The organism is Rossellomorea aquimaris TF-12, from assembly GCF_001648555.1.
Classification (GTDB): domain Bacteria; phylum Bacillota; class Bacilli; order Bacillales; family Bacillaceae_B; genus Rossellomorea; species Rossellomorea aquimaris.
This window is the reverse complement of the sequence record NZ_LQXM01000029.1, coordinates 236536-255542: the sequence shown is the minus strand read 5'-3', so window position 1 is coordinate 255542 and position 19007 is coordinate 236536. Positions and strand designations below refer to the sequence as shown.

General features: G+C 35.2%; 17 protein-coding genes and 1 pseudogene. 15 read left to right on the top strand and 3 right to left on the bottom strand.

The window, feature by feature from the left end; all coding sequences use genetic code 11:
• Positions 1 to 17 precede the first annotated feature (17 nt).
• The 6 genes from IQI_RS14780 (at position 18) to map (ending at position 5836) form a co-directional block, all read left to right on the top strand.
• The gene (locus IQI_RS14780; RefSeq protein ID WP_064093409.1) at positions 18 to 1439 is read left to right on the top strand and encodes a PAS domain-containing sensor histidine kinase; all 1422 of its coding nucleotides are present in this window, start codon (positions 18 to 20) and stop codon (positions 1437 to 1439) included.
• Positions 1440 to 1680: 241 nt separating this feature from the next.
• Positions 1681 to 2337: a type 1 glutamine amidotransferase domain-containing protein gene (locus tag IQI_RS14775; RefSeq protein WP_328585743.1), complete on the top strand. Its 657-nt coding sequence runs from the start codon at positions 1681 to 1683 to the stop codon at positions 2335 to 2337.
• A 239-nt stretch (positions 2338 to 2576) separates the two neighbouring features.
• Positions 2577 to 2957 carry a CidA/LrgA family protein gene (locus IQI_RS14770; RefSeq protein ID WP_064093408.1) on the top strand — a complete coding sequence of 127 codons (381 nt, stop codon included), beginning with the start codon at positions 2577 to 2579 and terminating at the stop codon, positions 2955 to 2957.
• Positions 2941 to 3627 (top strand): LrgB family protein, encoded by a 687-nt coding sequence (locus tag IQI_RS14765; protein WP_064093407.1) that lies wholly within the window; start codon positions 2941 to 2943, stop codon positions 3625 to 3627. The genes IQI_RS14770 and IQI_RS14765 overlap by 17 nt, the downstream gene beginning before the upstream one ends.
• A 72-nt stretch (positions 3628 to 3699) precedes the next feature.
• Positions 3700 to 5007: a DUF2254 domain-containing protein gene (locus IQI_RS14760; RefSeq protein ID WP_064093406.1), complete on the top strand. Its 1308-nt coding sequence runs from the start codon at positions 3700 to 3702 to the stop codon at positions 5005 to 5007.
• Positions 5008 to 5092: 85 nt separating this feature from the next.
• On the top strand, positions 5093 to 5836 hold the full coding sequence (gene map / locus IQI_RS14755; protein WP_064093405.1) for a type I methionyl aminopeptidase: 744 nt from the start codon (positions 5093 to 5095) through the stop codon (positions 5834 to 5836).
• A gap of 268 nt (positions 5837 to 6104) precedes the next feature.
• Here map and IQI_RS20915 read toward each other — a convergent pair whose 3' ends face one another.
• A complete protein-coding gene (locus tag IQI_RS20915) occupies positions 6105 to 6260 on the bottom strand; it encodes a hypothetical protein (protein WP_197489762.1) in 156 nt (51 codons plus the stop codon).
• A gap of 375 nt (positions 6261 to 6635) precedes the next feature.
• On the opposite strand from IQI_RS20915, the gene IQI_RS14750 reads away from it, so the two are divergent.
• From IQI_RS14750 to IQI_RS14720, 8 genes are all read left to right on the top strand, one after another.
• Positions 6636 to 7418, top strand: coding sequence for a 3D domain-containing protein (locus IQI_RS14750; protein ID WP_064093404.1), 783 nt, complete (start codon positions 6636 to 6638; stop codon positions 7416 to 7418).
• A gap of 354 nt (positions 7419 to 7772) precedes the next feature.
• Entirely contained in the window at positions 7773 to 8357 is a 585-nt protein-coding gene (locus IQI_RS14745) for a 3D domain-containing protein (RefSeq protein ID WP_064093403.1), read from the top strand.
• A gap of 496 nt (positions 8358 to 8853) precedes the next feature.
• Positions 8854 to 9420, top strand: coding sequence for a hypothetical protein (locus tag IQI_RS14740; RefSeq protein ID WP_064093402.1), 567 nt, complete (start codon positions 8854 to 8856; stop codon positions 9418 to 9420).
• A 408-nt stretch (positions 9421 to 9828) separates the two neighbouring features.
• On the top strand, positions 9829 to 11358 hold the full coding sequence (locus tag IQI_RS14735) for a glycine betaine uptake BCCT transporter (RefSeq protein ID WP_064093401.1): 1530 nt from the start codon (positions 9829 to 9831) through the stop codon (positions 11356 to 11358).
• 207 nt (positions 11359 to 11565) lie between these two features.
• The gene (locus IQI_RS20375) at positions 11566 to 11685 is read left to right on the top strand and encodes a YjcZ family sporulation protein (protein ID WP_231893445.1); all 120 of its coding nucleotides are present in this window, start codon (positions 11566 to 11568) and stop codon (positions 11683 to 11685) included.
• Positions 11686 to 11888: 203 nt separating this feature from the next.
• On the top strand, positions 11889 to 12506 hold the full coding sequence (locus tag IQI_RS14730; RefSeq protein WP_082892734.1) for a lytic transglycosylase domain-containing protein: 618 nt from the start codon (positions 11889 to 11891) through the stop codon (positions 12504 to 12506).
• A gap of 355 nt (positions 12507 to 12861) precedes the next feature.
• Positions 12862 to 14151, top strand: a complete 1290-nt coding sequence (locus tag IQI_RS14725) for a globin-coupled sensor protein (RefSeq protein WP_064093400.1) — start codon at positions 12862 to 12864, stop codon at positions 14149 to 14151.
• A 376-nt stretch (positions 14152 to 14527) separates the two neighbouring features.
• A complete protein-coding gene (locus IQI_RS14720) occupies positions 14528 to 16765 on the top strand; it encodes an AAA domain-containing protein (protein WP_064093399.1) in 2238 nt (745 codons plus the stop codon).
• A gap of 287 nt (positions 16766 to 17052) precedes the next feature.
• Here the strand turns inward: IQI_RS14720 and selD are convergent, their stop codons facing one another.
• Positions 17053 to 18042: a selenide, water dikinase SelD gene (gene selD / locus IQI_RS14715; RefSeq protein ID WP_408007769.1), complete on the bottom strand. Its 990-nt coding sequence runs from the start codon at positions 18040 to 18042 to the stop codon at positions 17053 to 17055.
• 316 nt (positions 18043 to 18358) lie between these two features.
• On the opposite strand from selD, the pseudogene IQI_RS21355 reads away from it, so the two are divergent.
• Positions 18359 to 18547, top strand: a pseudogene (locus tag IQI_RS21355) (Rdx family protein); the annotation flags it as partial.
• Positions 18548 to 18593: 46 nt separating this feature from the next.
• Here the strand turns inward: IQI_RS21355 and IQI_RS14710 are convergent.
• Complete coding sequence (locus IQI_RS14710; RefSeq protein WP_156509921.1) at positions 18594 to 18977, bottom strand: Hsp20/alpha crystallin family protein; 384 nt, start codon at positions 18975 to 18977, stop codon at positions 18594 to 18596.
• Between the last annotated feature and the right edge of the window lie 30 nt (positions 18978 to 19007).

Sequence of the window (19007 nt, the reverse complement as noted above, 5' to 3'; positions counted from 1 at the left end):
CAAAAGGTGTGAAGATATTGTTTGAAGAAAGTGTATTTAAAGAAGTCTTTTATCAATCCAGAATACCACAATTTATCATGACATTAAATCAACACAAAATAATGTATAATCCTGCATTTATGCATTTTATGGGATACACTGAAAAGGAATGGATATCGAAACCAATAGAGGAATTTTCTCACCCAGAAGATTCTCTCATTAACTTCCAATACTTTGAGCAGGTAATCAAGGGAGATTGCTTAGAATATCAAATGGAGAAACGCTTTATCTCTAGGGACGGGCAAATAAGAACAGGGGATCTTCATGTTTCCCTCATTAAAGAAGGGGAAACCCCTTATTTATTAGGACAGGTAATTGATATTACAGAAAAAAAAGTAATGGAGGAAACCACGCAAGAAAGTGAAAGGAAATACCGGCTACTCGCCGAATATTCCTCAGACATTATTAATCTTCATGAGCCTGATGGTACCTATTTATACTTATCCCCTTCCATTGAGTCAACACTTGGATACGAACCTAGTAGTTTGATTGGCGTACACCCCAATGAAATTATACATCCTGAGGATATTCCAATGATTGAGGAAAAATTTAATTCCATCTATCAAGAAAATCAAGCAGTGTTAATTACCTATAGAGCTAGAAATACGTCTGGTGAGTATTTATGGTTTGAAAGTGTATTAAAAGCAATATTAAACAAAGAAACGAATGAAATAGCAAATATCGTTTCCGTTTCAAGAGACATTGAAGCCCGCTTAGAAGCTGAAGAACATTTAAAAAGATCTGATAAGTTGGCTGTCCTAGGACAAATGGCTGCAGCGGTTGCGCATGAAATTCGAAATCCTTTAACGCCTATTAAGGGATTTCTTCAACTATGCAGCGATAAGAAACAATATAATGAAAACTACTTAGATATTGTTATTACTGAGATTAATCGAATGGAAGATATTATTACAGATTTTCTTCATTTAGCAAAACCTCAGGAGAGTAGTAATGAAATAGTTAATATAAACAACCTCATTTCAGAAGTAATAACTCTTGTAGGAGCCCAAATCAAAGAAAAATCTGGGTCATACTATATCTCTTCAGAATCTCAAAGTTTTTTAATACGTGGAAATGAAAATGATTTAAAGCAAGTGTTTCTCAATATATTACAAAATGCAATTGATGCCATTGAAGTAGGCGGCTCGATCACAGTCACAGTAGGAAAAGTTTCGGATTACTTGAGAATTTCGATTAAGGATAATGGAATAGGAATTCCGTGTGAAATACTTCCTCATTTAGGAGAACCATTTTATTCAACTAAAGAAAAAGGAACAGGTTTAGGCTTGCTCATATCAAATAAAATAATAGAAAATCATGGGGGCAAAATAACTTTTCGCTCTGAAAAAGGTATTGGAACAGAGGTGCAAATATTCTTTCCTATAAATGAATCTCCTTAATAAATTATTTCTTCGTGTAATTCTCTCAATTTTATTAATTTAAGAATTTCATACATTGTGTTGGCCATTAATTTCCTATATACACTCGATTAAAGAACACTACTCTCTCGAAATTCTTTAAAAAGAGAGAACTGTATTTCAGTCCTATACCCTCACAAATTTCAAAGAGTAAGTTTATTTTATTGAAAAGTGGATAAAACATAGTTGTAGACAACTAACAGATATTAATGGAGGGTATACATTGAAGAAAATTTTAATGGTGTTAACAAATGAAAGTAAAATTGATGAGGAACATGAGACAGGCTTATGGTTATCTGAGTTTGCAGAACCTTATTCAGAATTTAAAAATCAAGGTTTTGAAGTAGATGTTGCCAGTTTAAAAGGTGGAAGAATTCCATTAGATCCGAATAGCTTAGATGATGAACTTGTTGAAAAGTGGAAAGGGGTCACAAAAGAGCTTGATCAAACCATGGTCCTTTCTCAACTAAATGTGAATGAATATGTAGGAATATTCTTGCCAGGTGGTCATGGAACCATGTTTGATTTACCGGAAAGTCCAGAACTCCAAAAAGCATTAGCTCATTTTGCAGAGAATAATAAAGCGATTGGCTCTGTTTGTCACGGACCAGCAGGCTTCGTTGGAACAAAACTTTCAAATGGCAAATGGCTAGTTGAAGGGAAAAGCTTAACAGCGTTCACAAATGAAGAAGAACAACAAACAGGGTTAGATTCTTTAATGCCTTTCCTACTAGAAACCAAATTACGGGAACAAGGTGCTCAATTTGAAAAGTCGGAAGCATGGAGTGACCATGTTATTACTGATGGGAAATTTATAACCGGGCAAAATCCACAATCTAGTCAGTCAGCAGCAGAAGCTTTTGTAAAAGCTTTATCTTAATAGAATGAGACAGATCCTTAAAAGGATCTGTCTTTTTTTAGGCTTTATTCGCAAAATTTGTAGCTATACTACAGAAGAAAGTAGGCGTTGATCGGACCGAAACTTTCTCCGGGGCAAGCTCCGATCCTCCTCGACATTCCCCCTGTGGAGAATCGACCCTTAAAAGCATTTGAATTGTCATCTCATGGTTTAATATATGGTAAAATCAGTGGAAGAAGTAAACGGGAGAGGAGATAGGGATGGCGTTTATACGAATCACGGTTCAAATCGTAATATTGTGTTTCTTTTATGAGATAGGAAAATGGTGTGCAGATTTCTTTCAATTGCCGATTCCCGGTAGCATTATTGGAATGTTGCTATTATTCGTTTTATTACAAACTGGCGTTGTGAAAGAACGTTTGTTCTTAGAAGGTGCCAGCTTTTTCTTAAAACATTTCTCGTTCTTTTTTCTACCTTTGTCTGTAAGCGTCATGGTATTAGGTCCATATATATTACAGTATGGCTGGAAATTATTGATCATCATAATCATAAGTGCACTTGGTGGTTTTACAGCAACCTCCCTTTCAGCGCAAGGCTTGATCAATTTAAAGGAGAATAAAAGTCATGACCCATCTCATTAATTCATTAATCGCTATGGGGTTAACATTATTTTATTTTTTTCTTGCTGTAAAAATTTATCGATGGAAACCTAGTCCACTAACTATTCCAATTTTTATTAGTTCAATAGCAATCGTCATTACGTTACTAGTGATTGACGTATCGTACGAGAGGTATGCTCAATTCACATCTATTATTACTTATTTATTAGGTCCCGCAACGGTTGCTTTAGCTTACCCTCTCTATCAACATAGACAACTTCTCCTGAAACACTTGCAACCAATTCTAATGGGGATTTTTGTAGGAAGCGGAGTATCCATGGTCAGCTCTTATTACTTAAGCAAATGGATGGGGATTCCATCAGCATGGAATCGATCTATAATGTTGAAAACTATTACTACACCCGTTGCAGTTGATATTGGAAAAGTGATTGATAGCAAAATCGAAGTCATTCCAACAGTTGTTATCTTAACAGGTATATTCGGGGCCATGACCATTCCAACGTTATTAAAATGGTTAAAGGTCAACCATTCAATTGCGAAGGGACTTCCTTTTGGTGTTATTTCACATGGTGTTGGAACGGCTCAAGCGATAAAAGAAGGGGAAGAGGAGGGAGCCGTTAGCGGTGCTGCAATGGCATTAACAGCCACAATCATGTCGTTTATCATTCCGATTCTATTTATATGGTTATAGTCATAGTTGAATTGGGGAAAATAGGCTTATCCTATCTTTTGCCCTTTCTACTTTTCAAAGGAGAATTAAATTGTGAAACGATTATTAATGAAGATAAGAAAAGGAATATGGGTCGTTCCAGCCATTTACAGTGTGGCATCCTTAGGACTGGCCATTTTCACAGTATCCCTTGATACCTATTGGATTCACACAGTTGAACCATTTCTGCCGGTCATGATGTTAACGAGTATAGACTTAGCACAAACCGTATTAAGTGCTATAGCTTCTTCTTTACTTACCATGACAACCTTTACATTTTCTACAGTCATGGTCGTTCTGACTACATATTCTTCACAATTTTCTCCTAGAACTCTTCAAAACTTTGTGAAAGATAAAACGACTATGAGAGGACTCGGGATTTTTCTTGGAGGATTTATCTATTCCATTATTTCATTATTATTTATGAGACAAAGCCTTGAAGAGCACTTGGTATCGTCTGCTTTTGTAGGTGTTCTTTATGCAATTGTGTGCCTGGCGTTCTTTGCGTATTTCATCCATCACATTGCTACATCAATTCAAATCAGCAGATTAATACAAGGATTAGAGCAAGAAGCGTTAAAGGTTGTTGACTTTTATAAAAAGATCCAAGCTAATCAGGATGTACAGCCCTTTAAACAAATTCCCGTACACTATCAGGTTATTAAAGATATACCTGCCCATAAATCTGGGTTTTTACAATATATAGACTTTTCAGGGGTAAAGACAAAAGCACTTGAAGATGGAACTATGGTTGAGTTTGTTAAAAATGTCGGTGAATTTATTAAAGAAGGAGACACTCTATATCGAATTCATGGATATCATGAAGAACAAGAAAATTATCATTCTTTTATATTTATGGGAAGAGAAAGAATGGGGGAATACGATTTAGCTTATTCTCTTCAAAAAATTGTGGAAGTGGCACTAAGGGCCATTTCACCCGGAATTAATGATCCAAATACTGCTCGTGACTGTATTAAATATATCGGTCTTATTCTTAGTGAAACCCATGATATTCAAGATGGTGTACTTACCATGAATGATGATAACGGCCATCCAAGATTATTGATTAATCTCTTCTCATTTAACCATATATTGTATAAAACATTTTATCAGATTGTTCATTATGGAAAAGGAGATATCTCAGTGATATTATCAATATTGGACGCGTTAATCATGATCTATCGTGAAGTAGATTCAGAGAGAAAGCATGTTGTTTATGATTTTCATAAATATTTGATTCATGGTATAGATAAAGAAGAGATGCAGGAGTGGGATCTATTTTATCTAAACGAAAAGATTGATCAATTAAAGCCAGATACAAGTATAGAAACAAAAGATCATTATAATAGGAAAAAGGAGTAACAAGTAAACAAAAGCTATTCCTTTAAAAAACTCGTGTAGTTCGGTATAGTAAGAAGATGAAATTCATATAGAGAAGGAAGATAGTATGATTGTTAAAACAGATGAAGATTTACAAGCATTAAAAGAAATCGGACGAATCGTCGCAATGATTCGCGATGAATTAAAAAGTAAAACTGTACCGGGTGTGACTACAAAAGAGCTTGATGAAATGGCTGGAAAGATGTTTGAAGAAAACGGAGCTATTTCTGGACCTAAAGGGGAATATGATTTTCCTGGTTACACTTGTATCAGCGTCAATGAAGAAGTGGCGCATGGTATTCCCGGTGACCGTGTCATTAATGAAGGTGATCTTGTAAACATTGATGTTTCAGGCTCGAAAAATGGCTATTATTCAGATACAGGTATCTCGTTTGTAGTAGGAGACGGGAAGCCGGAGCTTACTCAATTATGTGAAGCAGCCGAAAAGTCATTTTTGGCAGGCTTAAAAAAAGCACGAGCTGGTTCGAAAAAAAATGGCATCGGAAAGGCCGTTCATGTTGAAGCAAAAAAGAATGGTTATACAGTAATTATGAATTTAACTGGACACGGTGTAGGCCGTTCGCTTCATGAAAAACCTGATCATATCTTAAACTATTTTGATCCTTGGGATATTGAACTTCTAAAAGAAGGAATGGTCATCGCCTTTGAACCATTTGTATCAACAAAAGCAGAAAGCGTCATCGAAAAAGGCGATGGTTGGACCTACATTACTCCAGACAAAAGCCTAGTCGCACAAATCGAACACACCATCGTCATCACCAAAAACGAACCAATCATTTTAACACAATAAAGCAAGAGGGACGGACCTTTCAACGATCGTTGAAAGGTCCGTCCCTCTTTTTAAAACTTTTGTAAAAAACGGAATTATGACAATGGAAATGGAAAAGCATTTAGGTATATTTTAACAAAGTCAGTTAGCATTAAATTCTATTGTCGTGGACATTCGTCCCATTAATGAAACAACAGATGTACTCGTCCAGTTTCCTTCTACCACCATTTACAAATGAATGAATAAAAAAAGAAAACCATGTGTTAATGAACGGTTTTCCTTTTTCCCTCTATACGATTTTCGTCTTGCCACACTCTTGACATTTACGATAGAACTTTCCTTCTAAAACGCGAGAATGAAAGATATTATTGCCACACTCACATCGACCACTATGCTCATCGGGTTCATCCTTATATAGGACCACTCGTTCTTCCTTTGTATCCATTCACTTTCACCTACTTCACCATTTTTCTTCTATTATATAGTATAAGTTGAATCTATTAGCTTGTTAAGTACTATTTTTTCAACAGTTCCATAAGCATTCTTAGGTTGTCTTTATAAGGAAATCAGTTTCTGCTTATTTAACTTACCAATCAATTTTCAACTAAAATTATCCATTAAATCTAGTATTAACCTTTTAAAATAGATAAATATTCCTTCTTAAGAAATAACATGAAAGAAAGGGCTTTATATTACATCGGTGAAATATTCTTGACGCACGATTATAACTTTCTTGTTATTGTATTGAGATTTTACTATGTTAGTATTTTCCCTGTTAGCAAAAATAATATTCGCTAGCTACATAAGGAGGAATTTTTCTATGAAATTAAAAAAGTCGATTATTTCTGTAGCTGCATTTACTACACTTGCAGTTGCTGGTGGAGCTAGCGCTTCAGCACAAGGAATTGAAGTTAAAAAAGGCGATACATTATGGGGGATTGCACAGGAGTACGGTACTACCGTAGACCAACTTAAAACTTGGAATAACCTAGATACACATTTAATTTATCCTGATCAGGAACTCACCGTATCCTCTAAGGAGTATTATACAGTAAAAAAAGGTGACTCATTATGGGCGATTTCTTCTCATTATGGAATTACTGTGGACAGCCTTAAAGGTTGGAACGCATTAGAAAGTGACCTTATTGTACCAGGACAAGAATTATTAATTAATTTAGATGATAAAAAAGGACCTTCAGCTACTGCAAATACTTCTGAGAAGGCAACAACTACAGAAGAAACAGCAGAAGTAGCTCCAGAAGCTGAAGAAGCAGCTGCTCAAGCAGAGCCTGCAGCAGATGAAGAAACAGTTGCTAAGGAACTTACTGTAGAAGCAACAGCCTATACAGCGAATTGTGCAGGTTGCTCAGGTACAACGGCCACTGGAGTCAATCTATTAGAAAATCCAGATGCTAAAGTTATTGCTGTTGATCCAAATGTGATTCCACTAGGTTCAAAAGTATATGTTGAAGGATATGGGTATGCAACAGCTGAAGATACAGGTGGAGCAATCCAAGGAAATAAGATTGACGTATTTATCCCATCTCAAGATCAAGCTAAGGACTGGGGTAGAAAAACAGTTAACGTAAAAATTATTGAATAGTCATAAGTTAAACCCCTATTGGATTAAATCCAATAGGGGTTTTTTATGTCGTCATTTCAAAAGTCAGTTTTCTTAAAAAGATCATAAAAGGCTTATATTATAAATACAAAAATATTATTCCTCCCAACCTACTGGAACTATACAATTCTGTCCGTTATGTTTTCCTTCTTTACTTATCTTTCCCATCCCTACTATTTACTTGTACCAATACCATTTAAAACAAGTAATATTACAAGCATGTCATTGAATTGTTATTGGTTTATAAACAGTTTGTTATGCACATGATGTAAGTCTATGTTACTATGGCTTTTGTTGGTTTTAAAAGAGAAGCCACAAAAGGAGGAATTTTACAATATGAAAAAAGTATTAATTTCCATTTTTTCCTTCACAGTAGTTCTTTTAATTGGACTTGCTTCTACTGCTGAAGCAAACGATGATAAACAAGTGACAATGAATGAATATCATAATATAGAGAAAGGCGACATCCTTTGGGAAATCGCGAACCGTTATCATGTTTCAATTGACGAAGTAGGTACACGTAAGCAACTACTTGAAGAGGGCTATTCTGTGAACAATCAAAAAGAAGAGCAAAATGTCAAAGCTGCAAAAACAGAAGAGGCACAAGGAAATGAAAAAGATAATGTCATCAAAGAAGTGGATGTCACTGCTACCGCTTATACAGCTTATTGTGAAGGGTGTATAGGTATTACGAAGACTGGTGTAGATTTACTGGCTAATCCCGATGCCAGAGTCATTGCCGTGGATCCTAGCGTGATTCCATTAGGTTCAAAGGTTTATGTTGAAGGGTTTGGTTACGCACGTGCAGAAGACACAGGTGGAGCCATTAAAGGAAACCGTATTGATATTTATATGGAAAAAGAAAAAGATGCTCTGAAATATGGAGTACGAGATGTTACGGTTAAAATTATTGAAGAATAAAGAGTAGAAAGGACGTTTCTTAATTAGAAACGTCCTTTTTCTTTATCTGTTCAAAGAAAGATTTCTTCTTTTTGTAAGTAGGATGGTAAGGAGAAAAAATAATCTATTTCAGCAAATGTTTTAATTCATGAAAAAGGTAGAAACAATGTATTGAGTACCAAGGGGAATCTCCAAACTGCGTTTATTCATACTCATCGCTATAAGCATAATCTTTTACCACAATCTGCATCAACTTAAAGTCGTCTTTCTTTAGTAGAGTCATTCTTTCACTCACATTCATTACTTTATAGCTACCATAATGGTGATAACCAAAAAGCTTTGCGCTTTTTACAAAAGATCACTTCTAAATCGTGTCATATTATTTATATGATTCAGCATTTGTGGGGTTTCTTTTTTAGGAAAATAGATGTTAATTTTACTGTATTTCACAAGAAATGAAACTATTGTGTACTTAGAACGTATTAAGATATGTATAGTGAAAAAAAGGGGGGACTAGATGGAAAAGAAAGAGTTAGGTCAACTTAGAAAATTCCAATTTATCATACTAAATATCTTTTTTTTATGCGCATTGCCTTTATTGTTCTTATACTTTCATTTACAACTTCCTCAAAGATATTTCTATCTTATAGTGGCATTTATTTTAATTTTATCTGTAGTGATAGAAATGAAGTTGAAGTACCCTCTTATCACTTCATTTTCTACTAAAATGAAGAGGTTGTCACAGTATGAGAAAGATAAAATGGGGAACGAGTGGCAGATACAAATGAAGTTTGTAAACGTCACGAGAGTTATATTAGTATGCATATTTTTATTTTTAACATGGATTACACCTAAGAGCTTGATCATTTCGTTTGGACTAGATTGGGCTAGTGTTTTCATTCTCATTTTTGGTATCTTAATCTTTATCAATTTAGGGTTATATTTAAATAACCGGAAAATTGATAAAAAAAGTACAGGTGAGTTGAAAGGATTTTCCCGTAATTCAATGATAATAAGTATCATAATAGGAATTTTCTTTGCTGTAATAACAATTATTAGTACTGTTCTTGCAGTAATGAATTGAATGAAATTGCACCTTTTTACTAGAGGTGTATTTTTTTTGCGAAATTATCATTAGTTTTGTAAGCGATTTCTTCACAAATGAATATTCTTCAATGTGTAGGAATGAAAATAAAAAAATGACAAACACTACAAAAAACATAATAGTTATTACTTGCATTTGGGATCGAATTTCTGATAGGGTAACAAATGTTGGTTTTATAAGAATGCATTGAGGGAATAGGTAAAAAGTACATATCCCTACCATTCTTCAGAATGCACATTTTCCCATCTGCATTAAAGAGGTCAGCAATTGTATGTATGTTAATCATTCACATTTATTTATTTAAATGGACAATGTATTTATACAATTGATTGGATGAAGAGATTAGCTTCGTTTGAGAATTATTCAACAATAAGGAAGGAGAATTTTATGAAAAGAATATCCAATGTCTTTTGGTTTACACTCGCATTAGTTGCTATTTCAGTTGGGTACGGAGTGATCGCTCCAAAATCCTTTGAATCTGTAACGGCAAAAATGCAAACATTTATTACTTCCACATTTGGTTGGTATTATCTTATTTTAGTTACAGTAATTGTGATTTTCTGCGTGTTCTTGATCTTTAGTCCAGTAGGGACGATTCGATTAGGGAAACCAGATGAAAAACCTGAGTACACAAAAGGAACATGGTTTGCCATGTTATTTAGTGCAGGGATGGGAATCGGTTTAGTATTCTGGGGAGCAGCGGAACCACTGTCTCACTATATGACACCTCCTCTTGCTGAAGGTGGAACAAATCAAGCAATTAAAGAATCAATGCGTTATGCATTCTTCCACTGGGGTGTACATGCCTGGGGAATATATGCCATTGTGGCATTAGCACTTGCCTACTTCAAATTCCGTAAAGATGAACCTGGACTAATCTCTGCTACCTTGAAGCCAATATTTGGCGACAAAGTGTACGGCCCACTTGGTACAGTGATTGATGTACTGGCAGTTTTTGCGACGGTTGTTGGGGTTGCTACCACACTTGGTTTTGGAGCAGCACAAATTAATGGAGGACTGTCTTACTTATTAGGCATTCCAAATAACTTTACCGTTCAATTCATTATCATTGCTGTCGTAACAGTCTTATTTATGATTTCTGCTTGGTCTGGATTAAGTAAAGGAATTAAATATCTATCAAACACCAATATGGTTTTAGCTATTGGATTGTTTATTCTTATGTTCTTTATTGGACCGACATTATTAATCCTGAATATGTTCACAGATACGATTGGAGCATATATTCAAAATATTGCAGCCATGAGCTTTAGAATTGCTCCATTAAACGAGGATCATCGTTCATGGATCAATGGCTGGACGATTTTCTATTGGGCATGGTGGATTTCTTGGTCTCCATTCGTTGGAATCTTTATTGCACGTGTTTCACGTGGGCGTACGATTCGCGAATTTTTAATTGGAGTATTATTACTACCAGCTCTTGTAAGCTTTATCTGGTTTGCGACGTTCGGAACAGCTGCTACTGAAATTCAGAAGGCTGGAACAGATTTAACACAATTTGCAACAGAAGAAATGCTATTTGCTGTATTTAACGGATATGAATGGTCAACTATTTTATCAGTTATCGCCATTACATTGATTGGAACATTCTTTATTACATCAGCTGATTCAGCTACATTTGTATTAGGGATGCAAACAACATATGGGTCTTTAACACCTCCTAACTACGTGAAATTAACTTGGGGGATTGCCCAATCAACGGTTGCCTTAATTCTACTTTACAGTGGTGGTTTACAAGCACTTCAAAATGCGTTAATTGTAGCTGCATTGCCATTCTCGATTATTATGGCATTAATGATGCTCTCCCTTTATAAATCACTCATGAAAGAAAAGAAAGAGCTTGGGTTATTCATAAAACCTAAGCCTAGAAAAACGAAAGAAACAAAAGAACAACTATAAACATTGAAAAAACGCCTAGGACATTCTAGGCGTTTTTTTGTTATACTCCAGTTTCGCTTCTAGACACTTTCATCATTTTTGGCTCTACTCCCTATAAAAGAGTGATTCTTATTGGAAATCCTCGAAAATTGATATGAATTCCATTAACCTACAAGTTGTCCCTTACATACAGTAATAACGTAGTAAGAAATGTGGAGGTGACTGATGATGTATGGATACGGATACCCTGGATATGGCTACGGTGGTGGCGGTTACGCTGGTGGATTTGCTTTAATCGTAGTTCTATTCATCCTATTAATTATCGTGGGAGCAGCGTTTGTTTGTTAATAATAAAAAGATGATTATGGGATGACCCAAAACAATTGGTCTTAACATTTAATAGCTAAGGTTTCTTAGTGAAGAAAATGAAATGACCCGGAATCTGGGTCATCTTTTTTTTGTGATGTAATCTATGATTGTATTAATGTGATTAACGTATTAAAATACAAGAGGGATTAGGTTATCTTTTTTAGAAAAGGGTCGAATGATTTATGCCAAAGAAGGCTGTCAGAAAAAGACGTCCAACATCAAAAAAACAAGCATCTCCAATTAAAATGCTACTTATTCCATTCGTGATTTTGGCATTGTATTACATAGTCTACAAACCTGATACATCATATCATCTATCACCGTTTGGAAAGGAAGAAGTACCATCGGAATATATGCCAATTTATAAAGCTGCCGAAGAAGAATACGGAGTTCCCTGGAATTTACTGGCTGCACATCATCGAGTGGAAACAAAGTTTTCAAAGATGAAAACCCTCATTTCACCTGTGGGAGCCGAAGGACATATGCAATTTATGCCTTGTACTTTTGTCGGCTGGTCCCATCCGAGCTGCTCCGGCTTAGGAAAAGGAAATATCCCGAAAAGCCAAAAAACGAATCCAGATGTAATTGCAAAATACGGTGGATACGGAGTAGATGCTAATGGCGATGGTGTTGCGGATCCATTTCAGATTGAAGACGCCGTATTTAGTGCTGCAAATTATTTAGCCTCAAATGGGGCAGCAGAAGGAAAAATTGAACAAGCTGTATTTGCTTATAATCACAGTGAAGAATATGTAGAGGATATTCTTTATTATGCTAAGCGTTATATAAAAGATGAATAAGAAGCTAAAAAAGTTCAGTGTAGTATATTTATTTTAAAGGTTGTTTTCAATACCTACCTATATTGTATTTTATAAAAAACTCATGCTGTGAAAGATGGTTTTAGCTGAATTTGCCCTACTTCTGGGGGGAAATAGAAGGACGGTAGTTATCTTCTGTAGTAATTAATTACTACGTTCTATTCTAAATTAGCAACATTGTTAACAAAGGGATTTATAATAAAAAAGCTTTAATAAAAAACATCCATACCCATTAATGTATTTTTTTGTTATATTAATATAAGGATAATTTGGAAAATCTATTTTTCCTGGTATTACTGATCTAAAATTGAATATAGACAAAAGAGGGGTTATCGTGTTGTTAAAAAAGAGACGAAATAAAGTTGATTTCAGATTAAATGAAGAAACTCATTTCAACAAAGTGAGTATTAACGTTTCACAGCCCATTGAAAAACAATTAAATATGATACAGCTTAAAGAAATCGATTTAGCGCTACTATGCTCTATTCAACCTATTATTGAAGAAAACATTCAAGAGATTATTGATAGCTTTTATCATCCAATTCAAGAAAATCCTACTCTTGTGCAAATAGTCGAAAAGTACAGTACCATTGACCGATTAAAGCAAACTCTATCTATTCATATTGCTGAAATGATGAATGGAAGAATTGATTCAAAGTTCATAGAAAAACGCCGTAAAATAGCTCATATGCATATACATATCGGATTACCAACGAAATGGTATATTGCATCATTTCAAAATTTACAATCAACACTGTTTACAGTACTTTATCGTTATATAACGGACATTCAAGACTATCATAAAGTCACTCACGCAGTTACAAAAATATTGAACCTTGAACAACAATTAGTTTTAGAAGCCTATGAGGAAAAAATCGATGAAATTAGAACTGAGTCAGAAAAATTAAAAGAGTTAGTAGTTGTGAAAGTCCGCGGAGCTTCTACAGGATTAGCCGCTATATCTGAAGAATCAATGGCCTCAATTGAATCCATTACCTACAGAATGGGTGAAGTAAGCTCGTTGACAACAGAGAGTACGGTTGCAATTGAGAAGGTCAGTCAATTTTCCATTGAAGGGAAAGCAAAGATGGGTGTTCAGAAGGAAGACATGAAAAACATTCTTCGTGATATGAGAGAAATGCTGAAAGAAGTTCGCGAACTTCAATTGATTTCAAACCAAATTTTTGATATTGTTTCAATCGTTCAAACCATAGCAGAGCAAACAAATTTATTGTCACTAAATGCAAGTATTGAAGCTGCGAGGGCAGGGGAACATGGTAAGGGATTTGCCGTTGTAGCTGAAGAAGTACGAAAGCTCTCTGATCAAACAAAAAGTTCTGTTGCAAATGTTTCCGGTTTAATTTCAGGTACAAAAGAACAAGTTGATAAACTATCTACTTATATTAATTCAGTAGAAGGATTAGCGAAAACAGGAATGAATTCAACTAATGAAGCACATGTCTTTTTTGAAGAGATAGTAGGTTCTATTTCTTCTGCTAAGAACAAAAGTGAAAAAGTTGATGGAGAAATGAAAGAAATCGAGTGTGCTGTGGAGGAAATCTCAAATGCCATTTCTCAATTAGCCAGTTCAGCTGATCAATTAAGCGATTTAACAACAGAATTATAGTAAAATACTAAAAGAGAACATGTATCTACTTTACATGTTCTCTTTTAGTTGACTGAGTAAAATTTGCTCAGATGTTTAGTTGTACGATTCATTTAAGAAGATACATCTTTAATCTCTTTAAAGCTTTTCAACATTTTCTTCTTAATTTGAAAAGTCTAGATTATTTCTCATACATGCTTGAAATACAAACTCCAATAATAAATGAGCAAACTCCCATATTCTACCTTAAACTCAGGCAGAGTATATCAATTAATTCTGTGACAAATGCTACCCTTTTTGGGGAATAAATAAGTTGGTATTCTTCACACAATCTACAAAAATTGCTATGATGAGGGTCGTTAAATTTTTAACTGAAACACTGGATTAGGTGATCAATATGAACATTTCAAACATAATGAAAGAGTGGAATATCGCTCTAAACATGGAAATAATTCAATTAAAAAAACGCGAAACAACCGGTATTCTCATCGATGAAGGCAAATGTATTCGGCATAAAGATCATACATTTATCTATTGGTTTACATTGTCGTATCCTATTTCTCTTCCTGAAGGCGGAACGATTATATATAAAGTTCATCAAAAATCTTATTCCGGTATTGTTATTAGCTCAGATGAACGCGAATGTATCATCGAGTTTGACCAATTCCTTGGGGAGAACATTACATTTGGTCATATTGTTTATGAGCCCTGGGAGTTACTTGAAAAATTAATGGATCGTTTAGATGAAGCAAAAGAACGAAACGGGAAAGCACAACGAATAAAAGATGTAGTACATCCCTTAATTCATTCGCAGCATCCAAAGGGTGATTACAAGAATCCACTACATGAGGCTTATCTTAGAAGTAAATACAACCCTGTTACTTTCTTGTGGGGACCTCCTGGAACGGGAAAAACTTATACCCTTGCAAGGATAGCTGCTTATCACTATTCTGAAGAGAAAAAAGTATTGCTACTGTCTCATAGTAATGCTGCTGTAGATGTATTAATAGAGGAAATGCATCATTTTCTTACAGATCATAACCGATGGAAACGGGGAGAAGTCATCCGATACGGGAATAGTAAAAAAGAATATTCTTCGACCATTAATGATTTAAGTGTTCTTCAGTTGTTGGAATACGGAGATCCACGATTGGCAGAAGAAAAGCATAAAGTAGAAACATATCGAAAACGATTAAGAAAAAAACTATCCAAAAGCCATTCCCAATATGATGCGGAACGTTTATCTAAATTAGAAGTTCATTATCAAAAGATTAAGGAGACATTTAAAAGTAGAGAAGGGGTGCTCTTAAAAGAAGCGAAGGTCATTGGGACGACATTGTCTAAAGCAGCCATTGACCCAGGCATATACGAGGATGAATTTGACTTAGTTATAGTAGATGAGGCCAGCATGGCCTATGTCCCGCAAATTGCATTTGCCTCAGCACTAGGAAAAAAAGTGGTTATATGTGGAGACTTTAAACAACTTCCACCAATCGCCACATCCTATCATCCACTGGTGAACAAATGGCTAAAAGAAGACATCTTTCACATTTCGCATGTAGCAAAGTCAGTTGAAAGAGGGACAGACCATCCACAATTATTACTACTTCCTGAGCAACGGAGGATGCACCCAGATATTTCATCCTTTACAAATCAATATATTTATCACTCAAAAGTAGGGGATCATCCTTCAATAAAGGAAAGTAGGCAGCCAATTGCAAACCTGCAACCATTTGCACAGCAAGGCGCGATTCTTTTTTCCTTACAGGAAGGAACAAGATGGGTAGGAACCGAAAAGGGTTCTCGATGGAATCTCCTTTCAAGTTTAGTTACTATTTATTTAGCCCTCATCGGTATCCAAAATGGGATGAAGTCGATTGGAATTGTTACGCCATACCGAATACAAGCAAAGTGGTATAATCTATTGCTTGATGAACTGGTACCATACTCTAATCAAGACTTGAATTTGTATGCATCGACTGTTCATGGGTTTCAAGGTTCTGAAAATGACATGATTGTGTTTGATGTAGTTGATGGTGCTCGACATGAGAAACCAGGTGCTCTTTTGACACGAAATGGGAGCGAACGACTCATTAATGTTGCTGTCACCCGAGCACGCGGTAAGTTCATCTGCATTGGGGATGACAATTTTTTAATAAAAAATACCGTCAATAACAAACCCATACATCAACTTCTCCAATTTCTTAAAAAACAAGCAAGAATAGAAAACAGCTCGTCATTATTTACTAGTGAGAAGGGGGAACTTTCAAAAAAAATGAGGTGGTTTTCAGTACATGATTATCGTAAGTTAATCAAAGACTTCTACGCGTGTAAAAAAGAAATAACCATAAATGTAAATAACATTGAGGATATTCCAACTTCAATATTAGAAGCTCTTATAGAACTTCAATCTAAGATAACAGTAACTATATTATGTAAACAAACTAAAATACTTAAATCTCTGTCACATGTTAAAGTTCAAGTTACTACCACCCCAGTCCCTTTTATCGCTCTAGATCAAAAAGTTCTATGGATTAATACCGTTTCTGAAGGACATGGAAAAAGATTTCCGTTTCATATCAGAATTCTATCTAAAAAAATATATCAGCAATTTATGAAAATGATACAAGAATAACTGAAAACCCTAGAAAATATTTCTAGGGTTTTCTTAAATAAACATGGATTAGAGATAAATAAGCTGTATAACACCCTATAAAAGCGAGTAGAACTGTAAATAAAATTCTATAAAGCCCATAATTAAGAGAAAACATTTCCATTTTGTATTCTTTCCTCCATTTATACCCTAATTTATAATAGGAAAGAAAATGGAGCAACCTTTTTATTTTGGATTTTTATCCGATATTGAGAGAAAATGTATGTTTTTAAACAAATAAAGTGGCGACCCTATCAGTCGCCACTTTATTAATTTCTAACATAAATATAATCACTTTTTTTCTCTTTTACTTCACCGATAATATGAGCTTGAATGGAATGGCTCTTCAACTCTTCAATATATTTATGCGCCTCATCAGAGGAAAGACTGATTAACAATCCTCCAGAAGTTATGGCGTCACATACTATTAATTGTTGCTGAATTGAAAGGGAAGAGTCATACGATACTTTATCCTTGAGCCAATCATGATTTGACTTGGAACCACCCGGTATCACTCCTTGGTTCGCTAGTTCCATCGTCCCAGGTAGCAGTGGAATGGACTCAAATGAAAAATCGATGGAAACATTGCTGCCCTTCGCCATTTCATAGGCATGTCCCATAAGACCGAACCCGGTCACATCTGTAACTGCATGGGGTTGATAAGAATGAAGCACTTCTGCCGCTAGTTTATTTAATGAGCTCATTACTGAAATAACGCTTCTTTCTTGTTCAATTGAGACTACCTGTCTCTTAATACCGGTAGTCATAATACCAACACCGATTGGCTTTGTTAGTACAAGAACATCCCCTGCTATTGCTCCCTTATTTGCCCAATATTTCTTAGGGTGAACAACCCCTGTTACACTTAAGCCAAACTTGGGCTCTTGATCATCGATAGAGTGACCACCTACTGTTACAGCTCCAGCTTCTAACACTTTATTCTGAGCACCTAGCAAGATTTGAACTAAGGTTTCACTTCCAAGCTTCTTGATTGGGTACCCGACTATATTTAATACGGTTTTAGGGTTTCCACCCATTGCGTAAACGTCACTTAGAGCATTTGCTGCCGCAATTTGGCCAAATGAATACGGGTCATCAACGATAGGGGTAAAATAATCTAACGTTTGAACCATGGCAAGATCTTCAGTTAACTGAAATATCCCTCCGTCATCAGATGATTCATTTCCAAGTAATAATTCTTTACTATAGGGTTGTGGTGGTAGCTGACGCAAGACCTGCGTCAAGTCACTAGGACTAATTTTGCATCCTCAGCCAGCTTTTGTAGATAGTGAAGTTAAACGAAAGATGTCTTCTTTACTCAAATCAATCACCCCTTTTTGTCTAATTATATTAATTGTACAAGAAAAACTAAGAAAGGAGCAAAGGGAATAGCATAAATTCCTTGAATAAAACAAGTAGATAACATCAAAAGATAATATAAACAGGAAAGTTGCCTTTAAAAGTTCTCTATATTAAAATAATTATGAAAACGCTTTCTGAAAAGGGAGGTATCTCACTAACATGAAAAATTGTCATATTACAATTGAATTTTGTATGCGATGAAACTATGCACCTAAAGCCGCGAGTTTCGCGGAAGAGCTATTTACACATTTTAGAACTGATCTTCAACAACTACAGTTGGTTCCATCTTCTGGAGGAGCTTTCGAAATTATCGTTGGAGATAAAAAGATTTATTCAAAGCTAGAAAAGGGTGTTTTTCCAAAGATAGAAGATATCATTTCTTCTATTGAAGCACAGCTCTAACAAGAAAAAGGCTGATAATACGTAATCAGCCTTTTTTCTTCATATATTACAATCCTTGTACTCTTATCACTAATGATGAAGGCGATGAGCTTTCTTTTTTTTGAATTTTCACTTCTATTGTATGGTGCTCAAAGGTATAGGTAATCCTCCGATGAGTTAAACAAAAGGGAAAATGGATGGTACGGCATCTTGCCTTTAATTCATTTTTCATTTTAATTGAAATGATTAAGGTATTGTCCTTTTTCATCATGATTAATTCGTCTGGACAAATCGTTTCCGTTTCAATTTCAACAATGAAGGCTTCTGTTGTATCAAGAAAATCGACACGAAATTCTTGTTCATCAAGCTGAAAAGTCTGAGGATCTAATAACCAATCTTTCATGTCCTCTTCCCAATTCTCCAGATAGAAATCCCCCTGATCCTTTTCCATAAACATTCTGACCCCCAACTTCGTCTTTTC